General features: G+C 73.6%; 14 protein-coding genes. 4 read left to right on the top strand and 10 right to left on the bottom strand.

From position 1 onward, the window contains the following. Positions 1 to 76 precede the first annotated feature (76 nt). The 4 genes from SYYSPA8_RS35035 to SYYSPA8_RS35020 all read right to left on the bottom strand — a co-directional run bounded on the left by SYYSPA8_RS35035 (position 77) and on the right by SYYSPA8_RS35020 (position 5,167). Positions 77 to 1,222: a hypothetical protein gene (locus tag SYYSPA8_RS35035; RefSeq protein ID WP_323451495.1), complete on the bottom strand. Its 1,146-nt coding sequence runs from the start codon at positions 1,220 to 1,222 to the stop codon at positions 77 to 79. Positions 1,223 to 1,543: 321 nt separating this feature from the next. After that, the gene (locus tag SYYSPA8_RS35030; protein WP_323451494.1) at positions 1,544 to 3,058 is read right to left on the bottom strand and encodes a VCBS repeat-containing protein; all 1,515 of its coding nucleotides are present in this window, start codon (positions 3,056 to 3,058) and stop codon (positions 1,544 to 1,546) included. Between the two features lie 156 nt (positions 3,059 to 3,214). Then, entirely contained in the window at positions 3,215 to 4,180 is a 966-nt protein-coding gene (locus tag SYYSPA8_RS35025) for a GlxA family transcriptional regulator (protein ID WP_323451493.1), read from the bottom strand. 144 nt (positions 4,181 to 4,324) lie between these two features. Continuing rightward, positions 4,325 to 5,167, bottom strand: a complete 843-nt coding sequence (locus SYYSPA8_RS35020) for a S1 family peptidase (protein ID WP_323451492.1) — start codon at positions 5,165 to 5,167, stop codon at positions 4,325 to 4,327. Positions 5,168 to 5,310: 143 nt separating this feature from the next. On the opposite strand from SYYSPA8_RS35020, the gene SYYSPA8_RS35015 reads away from it, so the two are divergent. After that, on the top strand, positions 5,311 to 6,360 hold the full coding sequence (locus tag SYYSPA8_RS35015) for a GlxA family transcriptional regulator (RefSeq protein ID WP_323451491.1): 1,050 nt from the start codon (positions 5,311 to 5,313) through the stop codon (positions 6,358 to 6,360). On the opposite strand, the gene SYYSPA8_RS35010 is transcribed toward SYYSPA8_RS35015, so the two are convergent. The 5 genes from SYYSPA8_RS35010 to SYYSPA8_RS34990 form a co-directional block, all read right to left on the bottom strand. Beyond that, complete coding sequence (locus SYYSPA8_RS35010) at positions 6,273 to 6,758, bottom strand: S26 family signal peptidase (protein ID WP_323451490.1); 486 nt, start codon at positions 6,756 to 6,758, stop codon at positions 6,273 to 6,275. The two genes, SYYSPA8_RS35015 and SYYSPA8_RS35010, sit on opposite strands and share 88 nt — an antisense overlap. Then, a complete protein-coding gene (locus SYYSPA8_RS35005) occupies positions 6,755 to 8,698 on the bottom strand; it encodes an ABC transporter ATP-binding protein (protein WP_323451489.1) in 1,944 nt (647 codons plus the stop codon). The genes SYYSPA8_RS35010 and SYYSPA8_RS35005 overlap by 4 nt, the downstream gene beginning before the upstream one ends. Next, positions 8,695 to 9,324, bottom strand: a complete 630-nt coding sequence (locus SYYSPA8_RS35000) for a thioredoxin domain-containing protein (protein ID WP_323451488.1) — start codon at positions 9,322 to 9,324, stop codon at positions 8,695 to 8,697. Before SYYSPA8_RS35000 ends, SYYSPA8_RS35005 begins: the two co-directional genes overlap by 4 nt. Beyond that, positions 9,321 to 10,049 (bottom strand): MauE/DoxX family redox-associated membrane protein, encoded by a 729-nt coding sequence (locus tag SYYSPA8_RS34995; RefSeq protein WP_323451487.1) that lies wholly within the window; start codon positions 10,047 to 10,049, stop codon positions 9,321 to 9,323. The genes SYYSPA8_RS35000 and SYYSPA8_RS34995 overlap by 4 nt, the downstream gene beginning before the upstream one ends. 75 nt (positions 10,050 to 10,124) lie before the next feature. Then, positions 10,125 to 10,346: a hypothetical protein gene (locus SYYSPA8_RS34990; protein WP_323451486.1), complete on the bottom strand. Its 222-nt coding sequence runs from the start codon at positions 10,344 to 10,346 to the stop codon at positions 10,125 to 10,127. 458 nt (positions 10,347 to 10,804) lie between these two features. Between SYYSPA8_RS34990 and SYYSPA8_RS34985 the strand changes: the two genes are divergently transcribed. Together SYYSPA8_RS34985 and SYYSPA8_RS34980 are read left to right on the top strand one after the other, a co-directional pair. Next, positions 10,805 to 12,763, top strand: a complete 1,959-nt coding sequence (locus tag SYYSPA8_RS34985) for an HtaA domain-containing protein (protein WP_323451485.1) — start codon at positions 10,805 to 10,807, stop codon at positions 12,761 to 12,763. A 590-nt stretch (positions 12,764 to 13,353) separates the two neighbouring features. Next, the gene (locus SYYSPA8_RS34980; RefSeq protein ID WP_323451484.1) at positions 13,354 to 14,376 is read left to right on the top strand and encodes a trypsin-like serine peptidase; all 1,023 of its coding nucleotides are present in this window, start codon (positions 13,354 to 13,356) and stop codon (positions 14,374 to 14,376) included. A 148-nt stretch (positions 14,377 to 14,524) separates the two neighbouring features. Here SYYSPA8_RS34980 and SYYSPA8_RS34975 read toward each other — a convergent pair whose 3' ends face one another. Then, positions 14,525 to 16,387 carry an ABC-F family ATP-binding cassette domain-containing protein gene (locus tag SYYSPA8_RS34975; RefSeq protein WP_323451483.1) on the bottom strand — a complete coding sequence of 621 codons (1,863 nt, stop codon included), beginning with the start codon at positions 16,385 to 16,387 and terminating at the stop codon, positions 14,525 to 14,527. Between the two features lie 537 nt (positions 16,388 to 16,924). Here SYYSPA8_RS34975 and SYYSPA8_RS34970 point away from each other — a divergent pair. Then, positions 16,925 to 17,533 carry a hypothetical protein gene (locus tag SYYSPA8_RS34970; RefSeq protein WP_323451482.1) on the top strand — a complete coding sequence of 203 codons (609 nt, stop codon included), beginning with the start codon at positions 16,925 to 16,927 and terminating at the stop codon, positions 17,531 to 17,533. Positions 17,534 to 17,575 lie beyond the last annotated feature (42 nt).

Below are 17,575 nucleotides of genomic sequence, written 5' to 3'. Positions count from 1 at the left end.
CATGGCGGTCCGCCCGGCGGCTCCTGCCGGCGGCGCGGAACGGTGCGGGCGGTGCGGGCCGTGGCGAGCGGGGCCGTCAGGGGAGGGTGATGCCGGGCGATCCGTTGACGACGGTGACCAGGGGGCTGACGTCTGTGCGGCTGCCGCGCCCGCCCTTGCCGCCGGGACGGCCGTTGCCGCCATTGCCGCCGGTGGTGGTGCTGTTGAAGCTGAGTTCGTCGACGATGGTGAGGGGGCCGTCGTTTCCGTTGCCGCCGTTGCCGCCGTCCGACCCGTTCTCCAGGGTGTCTCCGCCCCTTCCGCCCTGGAGGGTCACGGTTCCGGTGAAGGTGAGGTTCTCGTCGTTGGCGTCGCCGCCGTTGCCGCCCTCGCCGGTGGACGTTCCTTCGCCGCCGCGCCCGCCGGTCACGGTGACCCGGTTGTTCAGGCCGGGCTCCAGACGGGTACTGATGGTGTGGTCGTTGCCGATGCCGCCCTCGCCGCCGTCGGAGTCCACACGCCTGGAGGACGGGGAGTATCCCCCCATTCCTCCGGCGCCGCCGGTGACGATGATCGTGCCCGCGCTGATGATGTTCCCGTCGTTGCCAACGCCGCCGGCACCACCGGCCTTGCCCTGCCCTCCGAAGCCGCCGTTCCCGCCCGTGGCGGTGATGGTGTCGTTCCCGCCGCCGCCGTCGATGGTCGCGTTGTTGCCATCACCACCGGTTCCACCGGGGAGATCCGATTGGCCCTCGCTAAGGCCGTTGGCGGCGCTGACCCTGATGTCGTCGTTCCCCGTGTCGCCGTTGATGGTTCCGTTGTTCCCGTCCGCGCCCGCCCTGTTGTCCCCGGTCCCGAGGCTGCGAACGGAGACGCGGTCGTTCCCGGGGCCCGCGTTGATGGTTCCGCTGTTGGCGGCCACCCCGCCTCCCAGACGTCTGACCGAGATGAAGTCGTTGCCCGCTCCGGCGTTGATCGTCGTTCCCAGGGCCACCCCTTCGTCGCAGATGATCCGGTCGTTGCCGATGGTGCCGTTGATGGTCTCGCTCCGCACCTCGGAGCCGTTGACGACGCAGACGCTCGATGCGGCCGACGCCGCCCCGGGAACGGCGACCACCAGGGCACACGCGGTGGCCAGCACCGCCCCGGCGGCGACAGCGGCCCGGCGGGCACGCCCCCGGCGCCGGAATCGCGAATCCGGGCCGGAAGAAGGGGAGGGGAAGGGGACGGGGAATGCGCTCACAGGGGGCCGCCTTGCTTTCGGGGAGCCCCGGGCCGAGGCCCCGACAACGGTCAACCGCGTGCCCGTCAGGGCGCCCCGGATACAAGACCGTCGCCGCCCCGTGCGGACTATCCGTCCTTTTACCCCGATCGTCCGATACCCGACGCCTCGAATCGGCCACGGGCAGCGTCCGGACGAAGCGGGACCGGCCCGGACGAGCCGGGGCGCGTACCCCGGCACCCGTGCGGGCGTGCGGGGGACGCGCTCCGTTCAACGGTGGTCCTGCTGACCAGGCGGTGGAGCGCGGCCTCAGGGCCGCTTTCCCGGCAAGACCGCCGAAGGCTACCGCGTGAAGACGGCTCCCAGGTACGCGCCGCCCGGGGTGGTGACACCGAACTGCCGGGCGTTGAAGAACGCGGACCCCTTGCCGGTCGGGCCGGACGCGGTGCCCGGCAGCGCCCAGTACGCGCCCTCGTTCCTGTTCTCCCCCGTGGCGGCGGCGAACAGCTCGGCCCTGCGGTCGCCGTTGGTGTCGATCAGCTTGACCTGGGATCCGAACGAGTCGTTGCGCTCCCCCGTGTCGGGTACGCCCGGGGTGTCCTGGTTGAGGAGGCGTGCGCCCTTGCCGGTCGGGCCGGACGCGGTGCCGCGCAGGACGATGGTGTTGCCGACGGAGCCGAGGGAGCGGTGGTCCTCGCCGGGGACACCGACCGCCACCTCCCGGTAGCCGTCCCCGTCCACGTCACCGATCGAGACGTGCGCGCCGAAGTGGTCGGGGCCGGGGCCCTCGTCGCCGCCGCCCTCGGAGACGCCCGGGACACCGGGGGTCTCCTGGTCGATCTTCACGGACCTGGTGACGACGGGTCCCTTGGCGGAGCCCGGAACGTAGACGATCTCGCCGCCGATACGGGGGTGGTCCTCGCCCGTGTGGGAGCGGCCGAAGACGATGTCCTCGGCGCCGTCCTTGTTGATGTCGCCGATGTCGAAGGTGTGGCCCGGGGTGATCTTCCCCCGGGGGTCGATCAGCGACTTCGGCGCGGCCGGGCCCTTGGCGGTTCCGTACCAGATCTCGGCGATCCGGCCGGGGACGGTGACGTGCCCGGCGGCGATGGCCAGGATGTCGGTGCGGCCGTCCTTGTTCACGTCGCCCGCGTCCAGCTCCAGGGCGTAGAAGCTGCCCGGGGCGGGGACGGTCTTGCGGGCGGCGGGCTTTCCGTCGCGGCGGAAGGGGCCGGAGAGGACTTCGAGCGCCGGGTTGGCGTCGGTCAGGGCGGCGTCCTGGTCGCCGTCGCCGTCGAAGTCGCCGGTCACGAGGTGGTTGCCGGCCATGTTCTCGGCCTTGGAGCCGGTGAACAGGAGCGACGATCCCTTGAGGCCGCTCTTCCCGCCCCAGATCACGGTCACGGCTCCGGCGTTCTGGCGGGCGGGGCCGGAGTCGGGGTCCTCCAGGTTGGCCCCGACGAGGAGGTCGGTGTAGCCGTCCCGGTCGAGGTCGGCGGAGGCCGTCGTCCAGCCGAACATGTCGTTCTTCTCGGCCTTGCCCACGATCCCCGGCGAGTCCTGGTGCAGCAGCTGCTTCCGCGCCTTCTGCGGGCCGGCCTTGCCGCCGTAGACGACGGTGACGAATCCCGCGCCCGCGACCCCGCCGACCCGTCCGTAGGGGCCGGCGACCGCGACGTCCTGGTAGCCGTCGCCGTTGTAGTCCTCGACCGTGGCGGCGGGCTTCTTCGCGGGCGTCGGGGCCGCGGGCTTCTGCGCCGGCGCCGGGGCGGCACCCGCGAGCGGGGTGGCGACCGAGGAGACGACGGCGACCGCCGCCATCAGGCCCCATCCTCTGACCGCGCTGCGTGACTTCATGGATCTTCCTCCTGAGCTTCCGGCACGGCGCCGAAGATCACGCCGTATCCGCTTCGACCCATGAGACCCCCGCATGGTTGTCTTCTGTCCGTCCCCAACTCCCCGCCGGCCGCGCTGTGTCCGGCGGGGTGGGGCGACGTTCCCGATGGGTGGGACCTACCGGCCCCGGGAGCCGTGGGACGCGCGGTACGCCCTCGGGGTGGTGCCCGTCAGCCGGCGGAAGTGGTGGCGGAAACTCGCGGGTGAGCCGAAGCCCGTACGGGCAGCGATCTCCTCGATCGTCCCGTCCCCGGCGGCCAGGAGCCGCCGGGCCCGCTCCAGCCGGGCCCGCAGCAGGTACTGGCGCGGGGTGAGCCCGGTGCGCTCGCGGAAGCGGCGGTTGAGGCTGCGCACACTGGTCCGCGCGTGCGCGGCCATCTCGGCGAGCGTCGGTGAGTCGTGCGGATGCGTCTCCAGCCACCGCATCGTCGGCTCCAGGCCCGCCGTATCGGCCAGCTCGCGGTCGATCTCCTCCCGGGTGGCGCCCATGTCCTCGTACAGGGGGTCGATCAGCTGCCGGGCGGTGCGCGCGGCGACCTGCGGGCCGTGGTCGAGACCGATGAGGTGGAGGAAGAGGTCGATCCCCCCGAAGAGGCCCGCCGAGGTGAGGAACGGGCCGTCCGTCACCAGCGCGCCGGCGGGGTCGACCGCGACGCGCGGGTGACGGGCCGCCAGTTCGGCGGTCCTGCACCACTCGGTGGTGGCCCGGTGTCCGTCGAGGAGCCCACTCGCGGCGAGGGTGAATGTACCGGTGCCGACGGCGGCGACCCTGCTGCCCCGGGCCGCCGCCGCGCGCACCGCGTCGAGCACCCCGGGCGGGGGTGCGGCGAGGAAGCCGTCATGGCCGGCGAGCACCACCGTGCCGGCGCCTTCCAGCCCGTCCGTCCCCCACGGGGCGGTGATGTCCAGGGGCAGGGGGCCGGCCGTGGCGACGGCGGGCCGGACGGAGCAGACACGCAGCTCGGTGCGGGCGGGAGGGTGGACACCGGCGGCGGCGTCGAAGACCAGGCCCGGGGTGGTGAGCTGGTTTCCGGGGACTCCGTCGAGTACGAGAAGGGCGACCACGGGCATGGGCATGGGCATGGGGCGACGGTATCCCTGCGGTGTCGGGGTGTCCGGACGGGCACGGGCTCGGATACGGATACGGCACGGTCCGCCCTCGCTCGACGGCGCCTGGCGGACCGTACCGTTCCGTTCCGTTCCGTTCCATACCGGCGGGATCCGGGGTCAGCTGTGCTTCCAGATCGTCTTCATGATCCAGTTCTTGTGCGCGGGCACCGAGGTCCAGACGCCGGGGCCGTTGCCGCACTCGGGTCCGGCCTCGGGGTTGCCGTCGCCGGAGGTCGCCCCGACCAGCTGCCAGCGTCCGTTGATCCGCTGGATCTGGGGGCCGCCCGAGTCGCCCCGGCACCCCATGGCGTCGGGGACCCGCGATCCGGTGCACAGCTCGGCACCCGGCTTGAGGGCGGAGCAGCCGGAGTCGGCGATCCTGCGGGTGTCGAGCTGCTGGAGCCGCTCGGAGAACGACCAGTCGGGTCCTTCGGCCGTGTTGCCGAAGCCGAGGATCCGGGTCTGCGCGCCCACCTTCGGGGCCCGCTCCGCGATCCGCGCCGGCTGCTGGGCGACCGGGCGGTCCAGCTTGAGCAGCGCGAGGTCGTGGTGGCCGCGCGAGGCGCCCCCGACCGCGTAGTCCGGGTGGCGGACCTGCCGGGTGATGGTGCGTACGGTCCCGCCCTCGCTCCGGTACTCACTGCCGATCCGGACCGTCCCCAGCGGCTTCGCGGGGATCTCCGGATGGCCGGCGCAGTGGGCGGCGGTCAGCACCCACTGGGGGGCGATCAGCGTGCCGCCGCAGACCCCCTGGACCGTACCCGCGTCCGTCTCCATGACCTGCGGGACCGAGACCATGAACGAGTACCGCTGGGTGGAGTCCTCCCCGTTGACGACGGCCCCGGCGCTGCCTGCCAGGCCGGTGACGGCGAGAGCGGCGGCCGCACCCACCGCGGCGGTACGGGCCAGTACGCGGCGGGCGGATCGGGTCTGCTGCTGCTGGGAGGCGGGGTGGGCCATGGTGAATATCCCTTTCACGGTGGTCTGGTGGATTACACGCGGTCCGGGCGTTTCTTCGCTTCCGGGGCGTGTGTCTTCATCCTCCGGGCCGCCGACCCGCCGGAAACAGCCGCCGTGATGCCACCCTCGGTTAAATTCTGGCCATGGCAGTGATCGCTCTTCTGGTGCTCGACGGCGTCCCCGGACCGCAGCTCACCACCCCCGGGCTGCTCCTCGGAGCCGTTCCGCACGCCTGCCGCGAAGAGGCTCCCTACGAGCTGAGGATCTGTGCCGGACCCGGCTTCCGTACCACGGCGGAGCCGGGCCCGTTCGGGCTCACCACGCGCTGGGGGCTCGAAGGGCTCGACGGCGCGGAGACCGTGGTCGTGGCCGGATACCGCGGCTTCCGTGACGAGTTGCCGGCGGCCGTGCCCGGTGCGCTGCGCGCCGCCGCCGGCCGGGGCTGCCGGGTCGGTGCGGTGGGGACCGGTACGTTCGCGCTCGCGGCCACGGGGCTGCTCGACGGCCGGCGGGCCACCACCGACCGGCGGTACAGCGGGGAACTGGCCGTACGTCATCCCGGGGTCGGGATGGTCGCCCCCGGGGCGGAGGTCGTGGCCGACGGCCCGTTCCTGACATCGGCGGGGGTGCTCGGCGGCAAGGATCTCTGGATGCGCCTCATCGAGGAGGAGCACGGCAAGGCGGTGGCGCGGGAGGCCGACCGGCGGCTCTTCCTGCGGCTGCCCGAGTCGGGCGGGCTTCCCGGGATCGCGGACACGGACTCGGAAGGGGAGGGCGGGTGCGGGCCGACCGTGCGGTGGATGGCGGAGAATCTGCACCGCCCGCTGACCCTCGCGGACATCGCCGCGCGCGCGGGAACCAGCGTCCGCACCCTCAACCGCCGGTTCCGTTCCGAGACCGGGCTCAGCCCGCTCCAGTACCTGCTACGGGTCCGGATCGAGCAGGCACAGCACCTGCTGGAGCGCGGTGACCTGCCGGTGGAGCACATCGCGGCGCGGACCGGGCTCGGGACGCCCGCGAATCTGCGGCACCACTTCCAGCGGCTCAACGGCACCACCCCGGGCGTCTACCGGGCGGCCTTCCGCTCGGCGGTCGACATGTTCACTCAGGACGACCGGGAGGACCGGGGCGACGGGGACGGCGGGGGCGGCGGGGGCGGCGGGAGCGGCGGGAGCGGCGGGAGCGGATCATGAGCCATGAGCCGAGGCAGCGAGCGCACCACCACCCCGGTGAGCCGGGCGCGGGCGACATAGCCGAAGTGGCGTGAGTCCACGCTCACGGACCGGTTGTCGCCGAGGAGCAGAAAGCAGTCAGGGGGCACCGTGGCGCCCGGCGGGCCGCCGATCCGATCCGCGAAGAGCGCGGGGACCGGGTCGCCGGGGGCGGCGGCGACCCGTTTGATGACGAGTCCGTCCCGGTGGGTGCCGGGGGGTGCGTCGAGGACGACGATGTCACCCCGGGCCACGCGGTGGGCACGGCGCCGGACGAGGACGCGGTCGCCGTCGCCCAGGGCGGGTTCCATGCTGGGTCCGGTGACGGTGACGGCCAGCAGGCGGGTGCGCAGGACACGGCGGGCCAGCCGGGCGATCACGACGGCCCCCCGCCCCCGTGCGGTGTGCCGACCGCGCCGGTCGGCAGCAGGGGCCGGGTGTCGTCGTCGGGCGTGGTGTATCCGCTGGCCTGGAGGCCGAAGAGCCGGGCGTACTCCCCGCGGCGGCGCATCAGCTCGGCGTGCGGCCCTCGTTCGGTGATCCGGCCGTCCTCCAGGACCACGATGGTGTCGGCGTCGCGCAGGGTGTTGAGCCGGTGGGAGACGAGCAGCCCGGCCCGGCCCGCGCGGTGCCGGCGCAGCCGCCGGTGGATCTCGTACTCGGCCTCGGGGTCGAGCCCGGAGCCGGGTTCGTCGAGGACGAGCAGGTCGGCATCGTCACGGATCAGGGAGCGGGCGAGGGCGAGCCGCTGCCACTGGCCGCCGGAGAGGACCAGACCGGTGGTGGCGTCGTCCTTGTCCTGCTCGCTGAAGAAGATCCGGCTGAGGAGGGTGTCGTAGCCGTGGGGCAGCCCGGTGATCCGGTCGTGGATCCCGGCGACGCGGGCGGCCTCTTCGATGCGGCCGGGGTCCTGGAGGGCGGTGAGGTCGCCGAGGGCAATGTTCTCGCGGGCGGTCAGGTCGTACTCCATGAAGTCCTGGAAGGTGGCCCCGAGGTGTCGGCGCAGCTCGCGCGGGCAGAGGTCGCGCAGGTCGGTGCCGTCCCAGAGGATCTGTCCACGGGTCGGATCGTAGAACCGGCACAGGAGTTTCACCAGGGTGGACTTGCCCGCGCCGTTGAGGCCGACGAGCCCGACCGCCTGCCCGGCGGGGATGACGAGGTCGACGCCCCGGAGCACCCATGGCTGGTCCGCGCCGTACCGGAACCACACGTCGCGGAACTCCACACCGTGGCGCAGGGGCGGTACGGGCCGGGGCCGGGCGGGTACGGGCAGGTCGGGCGCGGCGCCGGTGACGGCGAGGAAGTGGCGGAACATCAGGAGGGCGTGGTGGCCCATGGCGATCTCGACGGCGACTCCGGCGAGGGCGGCCTGCACGGCGGGCAGGGCGGTGACCAGGACGGTGACGCCGCCGACGGTGATCGTTCCGGAGCGGGCGGCCGAGACCGCCCACAGCAGGCCGGCTCCGGCGACGAGGGCCGAGAGCAGGGCGAGTCCTGCCTGTACGGCGAGTTCCTGACGGTCCATGTGCCGTTTCGCGGCGTCGGAGGTGCGGCGCTCCGCGACCATCCGGTCGCCGAGGAAGCGGCCCAGGCCGAAGAGGCGGATCTCCTTCGCGGCGCGCAGGTCGGTCAGGAGGGCGCTGTAGAACAGCTCCCGGCGCTCCACCGGGCCGACGGTCCAGGCGACGGCGGCCCGGCGGCGGCTGAGCGCGATCTCGGCGCCGAGGACGAGGGCGCCGGAGGCCAGGACGGCCGCGGCCATCCAGGGGCCGAGGAGGGCGAGCGCGCCGAGGAAGCCGGTCAGGGTCACGAGGGCGCCGACGGTGCCGATGACGCTGCCGACCGCGTCGACGGGGGCGGAGCCGCCGTACTGGCGGGCCATCCGCAGCCGGTCGAGGAAGCGGGGGTTCTCGTACGGGCCGATGCCGGTGAACCGGTCGACGGCGGCGTGGAGTTCGATCTGGGAGCGCAGTCCGACCGCCCGGCCGAGCTGGGCGCGCAGGTATTGGAGGAACTGGGGGACGACGGCCACGGCGACGCCGCAGCCGACCAGGAGCAGGACCGGTGCGGTGAGCGAGCCGGTGGCGGGGCCGGCGACCAGGCGGTCGATCACGGTCTTGAGGGTCCAGGCGGCGGCGACGGGGGCGGCGGACGCGGCGACGGTGAGCAGCAGCCAGCCGGTCAGGGTGGCGGGGGCGGCGCGGTGGGCCAGGCGGGCGGCGGCGACGAGGACGGTGCGCAGGGGGGAGGTGTCGGGCGCGTCGCCGGGCCCGGCCTCTCCCTCCGGGTGGGGGCCGGTACCGGCCTCGGGCGGGGTCACCGGGCGGCGGGGACGGGCGTGCGGGGCCAGTTGCCGACCTCGGTCACCACGAGCCCGCCGTCGGGGCCGTGTCCCACGCGTACGCAGCTGGGGAAGGCCTTGACGGCGAACGCCTCGGTCACGGGGCCGTCGTAGGGCTCCTGGACGGTGGGCACGACGGCGGCGAGGGCGGCGGCCATCGACCCGTCGGCCGTATCGGCCGTATCGGTCGTGCCGGTCGTGCCGGTCGTGCCGGTCGTGTCCGGGTCGCCCGGGTCGCCCGACTCGTGGACGACGACGGCGAGGACGTGCCGGGCCTCCTCGGGCCGGTCCGCGTACCGGGCGACGAAGCCGGGCAGCTTGTCGCGGCAGGGGCCGCAGGTGGGCGAGAAGAAGGCGACGAGGGTTCCGTCGGCGAGGTCCCGGTCGGTGACGGGGCTGTCGGCCGGGCCGGTGGTGAAGGCGGGTACCGGGGTGCCGGCGGGCGCGACCCCGGTCATGCCCTCGGGCAGGCCGGCGGCCGGGCCCGGGGTGCGGGCCAGCAGCTCGGAGTGCTCCCGCAGCCGTCTGACGACGCCGACGACGAGAACGAGGTTGACCATGGCCAGGGCTCCGACGGCGAGGACGGCGACGGCGAGCGGACTCACGGGGCGGGTTCCTTTCGGGGCAGGGGACGCCGGGGCGGAGAGCGTCGGGGGGTTGGGCTTCGGGGCAGGGGGCCCCTGGGCAGGGGACGGAAGAGCGCGGCGAGGTCGTCGAGGGCCGTGGTGAGCAGGCCGAGGGCCGCGCCCGCGAGGACGGCGGTCAGCGCCGCCACCGGATCGCCCGCTCCCGGGGACCACCCGGGCAGGGCGGTGGCCACGAGCCCGGTGACCGCCACCGCGAGCAGGACGGCGTTGCGTACGGCGTGGACGGCGCCGAGCGGGGTCGTCGTACGGCCGAAGCAGCGGCAGGGCACGCGGTTCCCGCCGCGCGCGGCGGAGACGGCCAGCGCGGTGAAGGCGGCGAGCAGCACGGCGGCGAGGGCGAGACCGCAGACGAGCAGTACGGCGGCGGTCCCGGCGGCGGTTCCGGGTACGGCGTCGAGCGCGGCCGGCGGGGCGAGGACACCCGGCAGGGCGAGGGCGGGGACGAGGGCGGCCTCGGCGGTCACCACCGCCACGGCGAGGGGGCGGGCGGGCAACGGGACGGAGAGCAGCCGGGCGGGCAGCGGGACGGAGAGCGGCCGGGCGGGGAGGAGCCGGGCGGGGAGGAGCGCGCTCACGGACTCCGTGAACTCCGCGAAGGCGGCCCGGCTCCGTACCTTGCCCAGGACCGAGCGCGTGAACACCAGCAGCAGACAGCCCCGGACCGCCCAGAGGGCGAGTTCCACGACGGTGTCCTTCCTGAGGGGGGTGGCCCCCGGCGGGCGTCCGGAAGGGGCGCCCGCCGGGGGCCGGCGGGCCGGTCAGGCGTTGCAGCGGGCGCAGTGGGAGCCGATCCACGTGCGGGTGCCGTCGGAACAGACCCGCTCGGTCCCGAGCGCCCTGAAGCCGGTCTGGTGGCACATCGGAATCATCGTCCGGATGCACACTTCCTGGGTCCAGCACTGGACGGCGGCCGCCGCCTCCGCCTTCGGGACCAGACGGTCGACCAGGGAATCGGACAGGTTCTGGAACCACTTGCGCATGGGGCGCCCCTTTGTCTTGGCAGGTGATGAGACCCGTGGTGCGGTGCCGCTCCCGGCCGGTGGGACAGGAGCGCTTGGTGCGTCATCAGCATCCGAGGGTCGTCTTTCACGAACCTTGATCAAATCTAAAATCGGCGCCGGCCGGCGGTCGGGTCCGGGGCGCCGGGCCGCCATGGCAGGCACTCACGGGCGAACCTGGTTCGCGGAGTTGGACCGGAGACGGACCGGAGACGGACCGGAGACGGACCGGAGTCGGACAAGGGCGGCAGGAGCGGCAGGAAGCTCAAGGACGAACAATGGTGACAACTTAGGCAAGGCTCACCTAATATCGCCGTAGCCGACTTTGAGCTGTCCCCAGAAGCCGGATCTCCCTCCCGTTCCTCCCCCCTGTCCAAGCCCAGGGCACAGCCATGCACTGACCGGCGTCGTGCCCTCTCCCTGAAGGAGACATGCAGCGCATGTCCATGCCTCACAGCGGCCGGCTGGCCGCCATCGCCGCCCTGACCGTCGTATCGGTGGGCGCCGGCGTCCTCGCCGTCCCCGCCGCCGCCGCACCCGCCCCTTCCGCCATATCCGCCACCGCGGACGCACGGGCCGCAGACGCGCGGGCCGCGGACGCACGGGCCGCGGCGCCGAAGAGCGGCAGCGCCTCCGCCGCCTCCCCGATCCTGGTCACCGGCCAGGCCGGCTGGGGCTTCAAGGCGTCCTGGGTCCGCTATGTCACGGGCCTCGGGGGAACGGTGACCGAAGCGGGCGGCGCCACCAAGGGCGCGGGCGGGGTCATCTCCTACCCGGTCGCCTACGGCTCGGTGGACCCGGCCGGGCGCGACGCCGACGTGCGCTTCTCCGGCTCGGTGACCTACACGGTCCCCAAGCACGGCATCGACGCGATCACCCTCGCCAACCCGCGGGTCCTGCTGAAGGACGGCAAGGGCACGCTCCACATGGACGTCACGACCGCGCTGGCCGGCGGCGCCCCCGTCGCCACCAAGGATGTCCCCTTCGCCACCCTGACGGCGTCCGCCGGAGCCCTCGCCGGCTCAAAGATCAACTGGTCGGGCATCACGGCGAAGCTCACGGCCAAGGGCGCGGAGACCTTCTCGAACGAGGGGCAGCCGATGTACCCGGTCGGCACGGTCCTGGACAACCTCGCCGTCAGCGGCACGGTCAGCGTCCCCACCCTGACGGTCACCCAGGTCTCCGGGCTGGGGGCCGAGACCCAGGTGACGGTGACGGGCACCGGCTACCTGCCCGGCCGCGGCGTCTACCTCGCCCAGACCGTCGCCCTCCCCGGTACCGGCTTCCCCAGCGTCTTCGGCAACGCGGCCTGGATCCGCAAGGTCGGCGCCGACGGCACCTTCACCACCACCATGAAGATCACCGAGACCTTCACCCCGGGCGGCGCCCCCGCCGTGGACTGCCGTACCACCGCCTGCTTCGTGGCCAGTTTCAACTCGCACGACACCGGTGACTGGATGGCCTCCCGCTCCCAGGACGTCGCGCGGGCCGTGCACTTCGGCGCCGCCGAGGTGACCACCCAGCCGAAGTCCCGCACCGTGCGCTCGGGCGCCTCCGCCGTCTTCACCGCCGCCGCCCGCGGCGCCGACTCCGTCCGCTGGGAGCGCAGCACCGACCGGGGTACGACGTGGAGCGCCATCCCCGGGGCCGCCTCGGGCACGCTGTCCGTGAAGGCGGCCGAGGCCCTTGAATCCAGCCGCTACCGCGCGGTGTTCACCAATGTGACCGGCGAGGTGACCACGGAGTCCGCGACCCTCTCCGTCTCCGCCGTGCCCAGCCGTCTCACCTCCTTCAACGCCGCCCCCGAGCCGGTCGCCAAGGGCGAGAAGCTCACCGTCACGGGCACCCTCCAGACGATGGGGTCGACCGACGACACCTGGCGTCCCCTCGCCAGGACCTCCCTCGTCATCGAGTCCCGCCCCACCGGAGGCAAGACCTGGAGCAGGGCCGCGACGGTCACGACCGGCACCAAGGGCACCTTCTCGGCCAAGGTCACCACCACCAAGGACAGTGACTGGCGGGCCCGTTACGCGGGCACCGCCGACCGCGCCGCCTCCGTCAGCTCCACCGACAACGTGGACGTCCGGCTGCGGACCGCCGTCAGCGGCTTCAACGCCTCCCCGGAGCCGGTGCGCAAGGGGCGGACGATCACCGCGTCGGGCACCCTGCGCAACCTGGACGGCTCCTGGAAGGACGCCGCGAGCCAGTCCGTGACGATCTGGTTCAAGGCCGACGGCGCCAAGTCCTGGTCCCGTCAGGCCACGGTGCGCACCAACGGCAAGGGCAAGTTCTCCAAGGCGTTCACCGCGAAGAAGGACGGCAACTGGCGGGCCGAGTTCGTGGCCACCCCGTCCCGTCTGGGCAGCGTCAGCGGCAGCGACTGGGTCGACGTGCGCTGACCCGGGCGGCCTGTGCGCCAAGAGCGCCAAGAGCCCAGGAGCCTCATGAGCCTCACGGATCCCGGCACCGCCCTCGGGCGGGGCCGGGAGTCGCGCGTTGGAAGCCCCGGGCCGCGAGTCGCCCGCCCGAAGTCGCGCCCGGAGTCGCGCCCGGAATCCCGCGCCGTGAGTCGCGGCGCATCCGCGACATCGTTTTCCAGCCGCCCGTTCGCGTTTACCGGCCGCCAAGGGGTCCGCCCGTCGGCCACGGGCTGAAAAATCCGCTCATGGCACCCAGTGGGCGGGGTCACCTGCCGGAAGTCGCGACCGGAACACTATGGAATGTCACCTTCCAGGCAGTTTCACCTCTCCCCGCCTCCGGTCTGGACCAATAACGGTCCGATGGTTCGGAAGTTTCGGGAGTAATGCCATGGACCCTTGGGCACGTTGGGCTGAACGCTGCGTATGGTCCGGAACGTCGCATGGGGGGCACCTCGCCCGTCCATGCCCGCTTCGTACCCACGCACGCCCGGTCGTCGGCCTCCGGTCGCCGGCCGGGGACCGCACGGGCGGGACAGCCGCCCGGCCGACGACGGAATGAGGGCAGGTACATGCGAAGTGTGAGACTCGCCTTAGCGGCGACCGCGATATCGGTGATATCGATGATCGGTTTCGTCCAGCCGGCCTCCGCCGGGGACGACGCGAGGGACCGCCGGGCCCCGGCCGACACCATCGCCAGATCGGCCGCCCAGCAGCAGAACGGCCCTGCGGCGGTCGAGCGGGCGAAGGCGTACTGGACTCCCGAGCGCATCAAGCGGGTCCTGAGCCGGCCCGCCGCCGACGCGGGGGCGGCGGCAGCGCGTGACACCCGCGCCCCCGGCGCGGCGGCCGGGCAGCGCCGGACACCGGACGGGCCGGCCGGCTCGGTGCCGTCCACGGCGCCGACCGTACGGGGGTCCAAGAACCTCGCCGGCCCGCTGGCCAACACGGGTCTGGTCCTCTTCCGCACCCCGGCGGGGAACCAGAGCTGGTGCACCGCGAGCGCCGTCACCAGCCCCTCGCGCATGATGGTGGTCACCGCGGGTCACTGCGTGGTCGAGGGCGGCAGCGGCTCCCGGCCCGGCGGGGCGCGGTGGATGAGGGACTGGGTCTACCTCCCCGCCTACCACGGCGCCACCCCGCTGCCCTACGGGTACTTCCCGGCCAAGGAGTTCACCGCCTTCAACGGGTGGATCAACAACACGGACTTCAACTACGACATCGCGATGGTGACGCTGCACCCGAACGGCGCGGGCCGGGTGGGCGACGTGACCGGGACCAACGGGCTGGCCTGGAACTGGAGCATGCAGGAGTACCTGAGCGCCGTCGGGTACCCGGACAACATCCAGAACGGTGAGTACCAGCAGTTCTGCTCGGGGCACACCTCGTCGAGCCTGGTCGACCCGGCCAAGCTCCAGCTCCAGTGCCACTTCGGCGGCGGAGCGAGCGGAGGCCCCTGGCTGATGAACTTCAACGGGATCTCCGGCGAGATCAACGGGGTGTCCATCCTGCTGCGGTCGGACGGATTCAACGAATCGCCGTACTTCGACACCAAGGTCTACGACATGTGGCTGACCCAGGGGGTCCGCACCTGACCCACGCACTCGCACCCGCACCCGCACCCGCATGACGGGCGGGGCGGGGCGGCCGGGCCGGGAGGAGCAGTGGTCCTCCCGGCCCGTCCGCGGACGTTCCCGTCCCCGGATGCTCCCGGCCTCGGATGCTCCCGTCCGCGAATGTTCCTCAGCCGCCCGCCGGAGGGGCCGTGCCGGATCCGGGGCCCGGTGCGGGAGCCGGCCCGGGAGCCGCCTTCCCCAGCTCCAGGCGCGGCCAGTGGGCGAGGTCCCGCAGCAGCTGCCGGTCGTGCGTCGCGACGACGACGGCGGCGCTCGTGCCGCGAATCGCCTCGGTCACCTCGTCCACCAGCGCCGACGACAGATGGTTGGTCGGCTCGTCGAGGAGGATCAGCCCGGGGCGGCAGGCCAGCGCCAGGGCCAGGTCCAGGCGCCGCCGCTGCCCCTGCGACATCCGCCCGACCGGTGTGCGCAGCGCGTCGGAGTCCAGCAGTCCAAGCGCCCTCGGCGACACGGCGCCGGCATCGGCGTCGCGGAGCACCCCACGGGCCACAAGCCGTCCCACATGACGGGCGTGCACCTCGCGGGCGGTGAGCCCGGCGTCCCGCTCCGCGTGCTGCCCCGCTTCCTGCCCTCCTTCCTGCTCCGTGTCCTGCTCCCTGTCCTGCTCCGCGGTCTCCTGGGTCACCCGGACGACACGCGCGCCCGCCGCCGTACGGACCTGTCCCTCCGTGGGTGCGATCGCACCGGCCAGCACCGCGAGCAGCGTGGACTTCCCGGCGCCGTTGGGTCCGGTGACGAGGAGCCGGTCGCCGCCGTCGAGGGTGAGGTCGACCGGGCCTGCCAGCCGTCCGCCGACCGCGACTCCGTGCGCCCGCAGCTGCGGCGCGCCCGGCCGGACGCCCGGGTCCGGCCACCGCAGCGACGGCGGCGGCTCGGGTACGTCGATCCGGTGCGCCTCCAGGGCGTCCTGCTGTCGCCTGAGGGCCTGGACGACGCCGGGTGCGCGGGACTGGCGCTGGTGCTTGCCGGTCCCCTTGTCCGGCCGCCAGCCGGTGGAGAGCCGGTCGCGGGCCTTCGAGACGGCATCCCCCAGCCGCCGGTGCTCGGCCCGCTGGTCCTCGTGGTCCTGCTCCCAGCGCTCGCGCTCACGCCGCCGGGCCTCCTGCCATGCGTCGTATCCGCCGGCGTACAGGCGCGGCTTCCCGTCGCGCGTCGGGTCGAGATCGAGGAACCGGTCCGCGACATCGCGCAGCAGCGCCCGGTCGTGGCTGACGACGGCGAGGCCGCCGTCGTGCTCGCGCAGCCTGCGGGTCAGGAAGTCCAGCCCGCCGGCGTCGAGATGGTTGGTCGGCTCGTCGAGCAGCAGGACATCGTGGTGGGCGCCGAGCAGACAGGCCAGGCGGACCCGGTAGCGCTGGCCGACGGAGAGGGTCGACAGCGCGCGGTCGCGGTCGGCGCAGGCGCCGAGGGCCGCGAGGGCGACGTCGACGCGGCGTTCGGCGTCCCACGCGTCGAGCCGGGTGGCGGCGTCGAGCGCGGCGGCGTAGCGGTCGTCGGCGGCCGGGTCGCCCCCGGCCAGGGCGGCGGTCGCCTCGTCCAGCGCGGCGAGGGCCGCGAGCGAGGGGGCCAGCGCCAGGGACGTCAGGGTGCCGACGGTCCGGCCGTCCCGCGCGGACAGCTCCTGGCGGGCCAGGCCGATGGTGCCGGCCCGGTGCACGGTGCCCTCGTCGGGGGTGATCAGTCCGGCGAGGACGTGGAGGAGCGTCGTCTTGCCGCGGCCGTTCTCGCCGACGACGGCGATCCGCGACCGGGCGGAGACGGTGAGCGAGACGCCGTCGAGGACCCGCCGGGGCCCTCGGGTGAGGGTGACGGCCTCGGCGCGGACGTGTGCGCTGCCGCCCGCCCGGACGGGCAGGGAGATGGTCTCGGGGACACCAGAGAAACCGGAGACATCAGAGATATCGGGGGACTCGGGGAACTCGGAGGACTCGGGGGACTCAGGGGACTCAGGAAAAGGGGAGAGGTTCAACGGTTTTGCTCCGCAGCTCGCAGGGGAGCCGGGCAGCCCAAGCCGACCGCCCGGCGGGAACCGGGACGGCGTGCGCGGATTCAGCAGAAGGAAGGCGCCGCCGTCAGCGGGCGGATCGCACCTTCTGGGACCAGATACCTCGTGCCATGCCGATCATGCTAACAACGCGGGCGTCGCCGTTCACCTCGTTTTACGGGCCGGTCCGTGCGGGTGTGGGGCACCCCTGATACGGCGGGGAGGACCCACCGCGCGACGGCCGGATTCCCGGTCATACGAGTAGCTCGTTCGCATGACATGGTCTTTCGCCGTCCACCGGAGCGGGCAAGCCCTGTGAGGGAGCCCCGCGGCGGGTGCGTCTCCCCGGTCGGACCCGACAGGGGCGGCCCGTCGCCGTGGGCCGCACGGTATACGGCCCGATCACTCGGCGGGAACGCCCCGGGGTCGCCGGGCAGCGGCCGTCACCGGTCCCCGCCCGCGACGCTGCGGGCGGGGCCCCGAACATCTCCGCCGACCGTCTCTTTCCACGAAGGGTGTCCCATGTCCGCACGCCGTACTCTCACCGCGCTGTGCACGGCGCTGATCGCCGTAGCCGCGGCGGCGGCTCCCACCGCCGCCACCACCGCCACCACCACCTCGGCCTCCGCTCCGGCCCCGGCGGCCGTCCGCGCGGCGGAACTCCTCGACTGCGTCAGCCAGTCGTCCGTCGTCTTCACCCCGCCGCTGAAGGCCACCGCCCGGCCCACGACCGTCACCCTGAACGGATCCGCCGCGCCCTGCGTCGACGCGCCCCTCGGCCCGCAGGCCGTCGTCTCCGGCACCTTCACCGCCACCCTCCCCTTCACCGCCCTCAGCTGCACCGCTTCCACCCAGGCGGCCGGCGCCACCGTCGACTTCACCTGGCGGCTCGCCGACGGAACACAGACCACCAGCCATGTCACCGGCCTCACCCTCACCCAGGCCCTCGGCGCCGGAACACTCACCGGGACCGTCTCCCCCACCTCCCCCCGCCTGGCCGGACAGACCCTCACCGCCGTCATGAACGTCACCAGCAACCAGCCGCTCCTCGGCAACTGCGCCGCCGTCGTCCTCGGCCTGGCCAACGAGATCCCCAGCTCCACCCTCGTCGCCGACCTCGCCTTCACCTGACGGCGGGACCGGCCCGGACCAGACCGGACCGGACCGGGGCGG

Origin of the sequence: Streptomyces yaizuensis (assembly GCF_034961445.1) — a bacterium.
Lineage (GTDB): Bacteria > Actinomycetota > Actinomycetes > Streptomycetales > Streptomycetaceae > Streptomyces > Streptomyces yaizuensis.
This window is presented reverse-complemented; position numbering and strand designations above follow the sequence as displayed.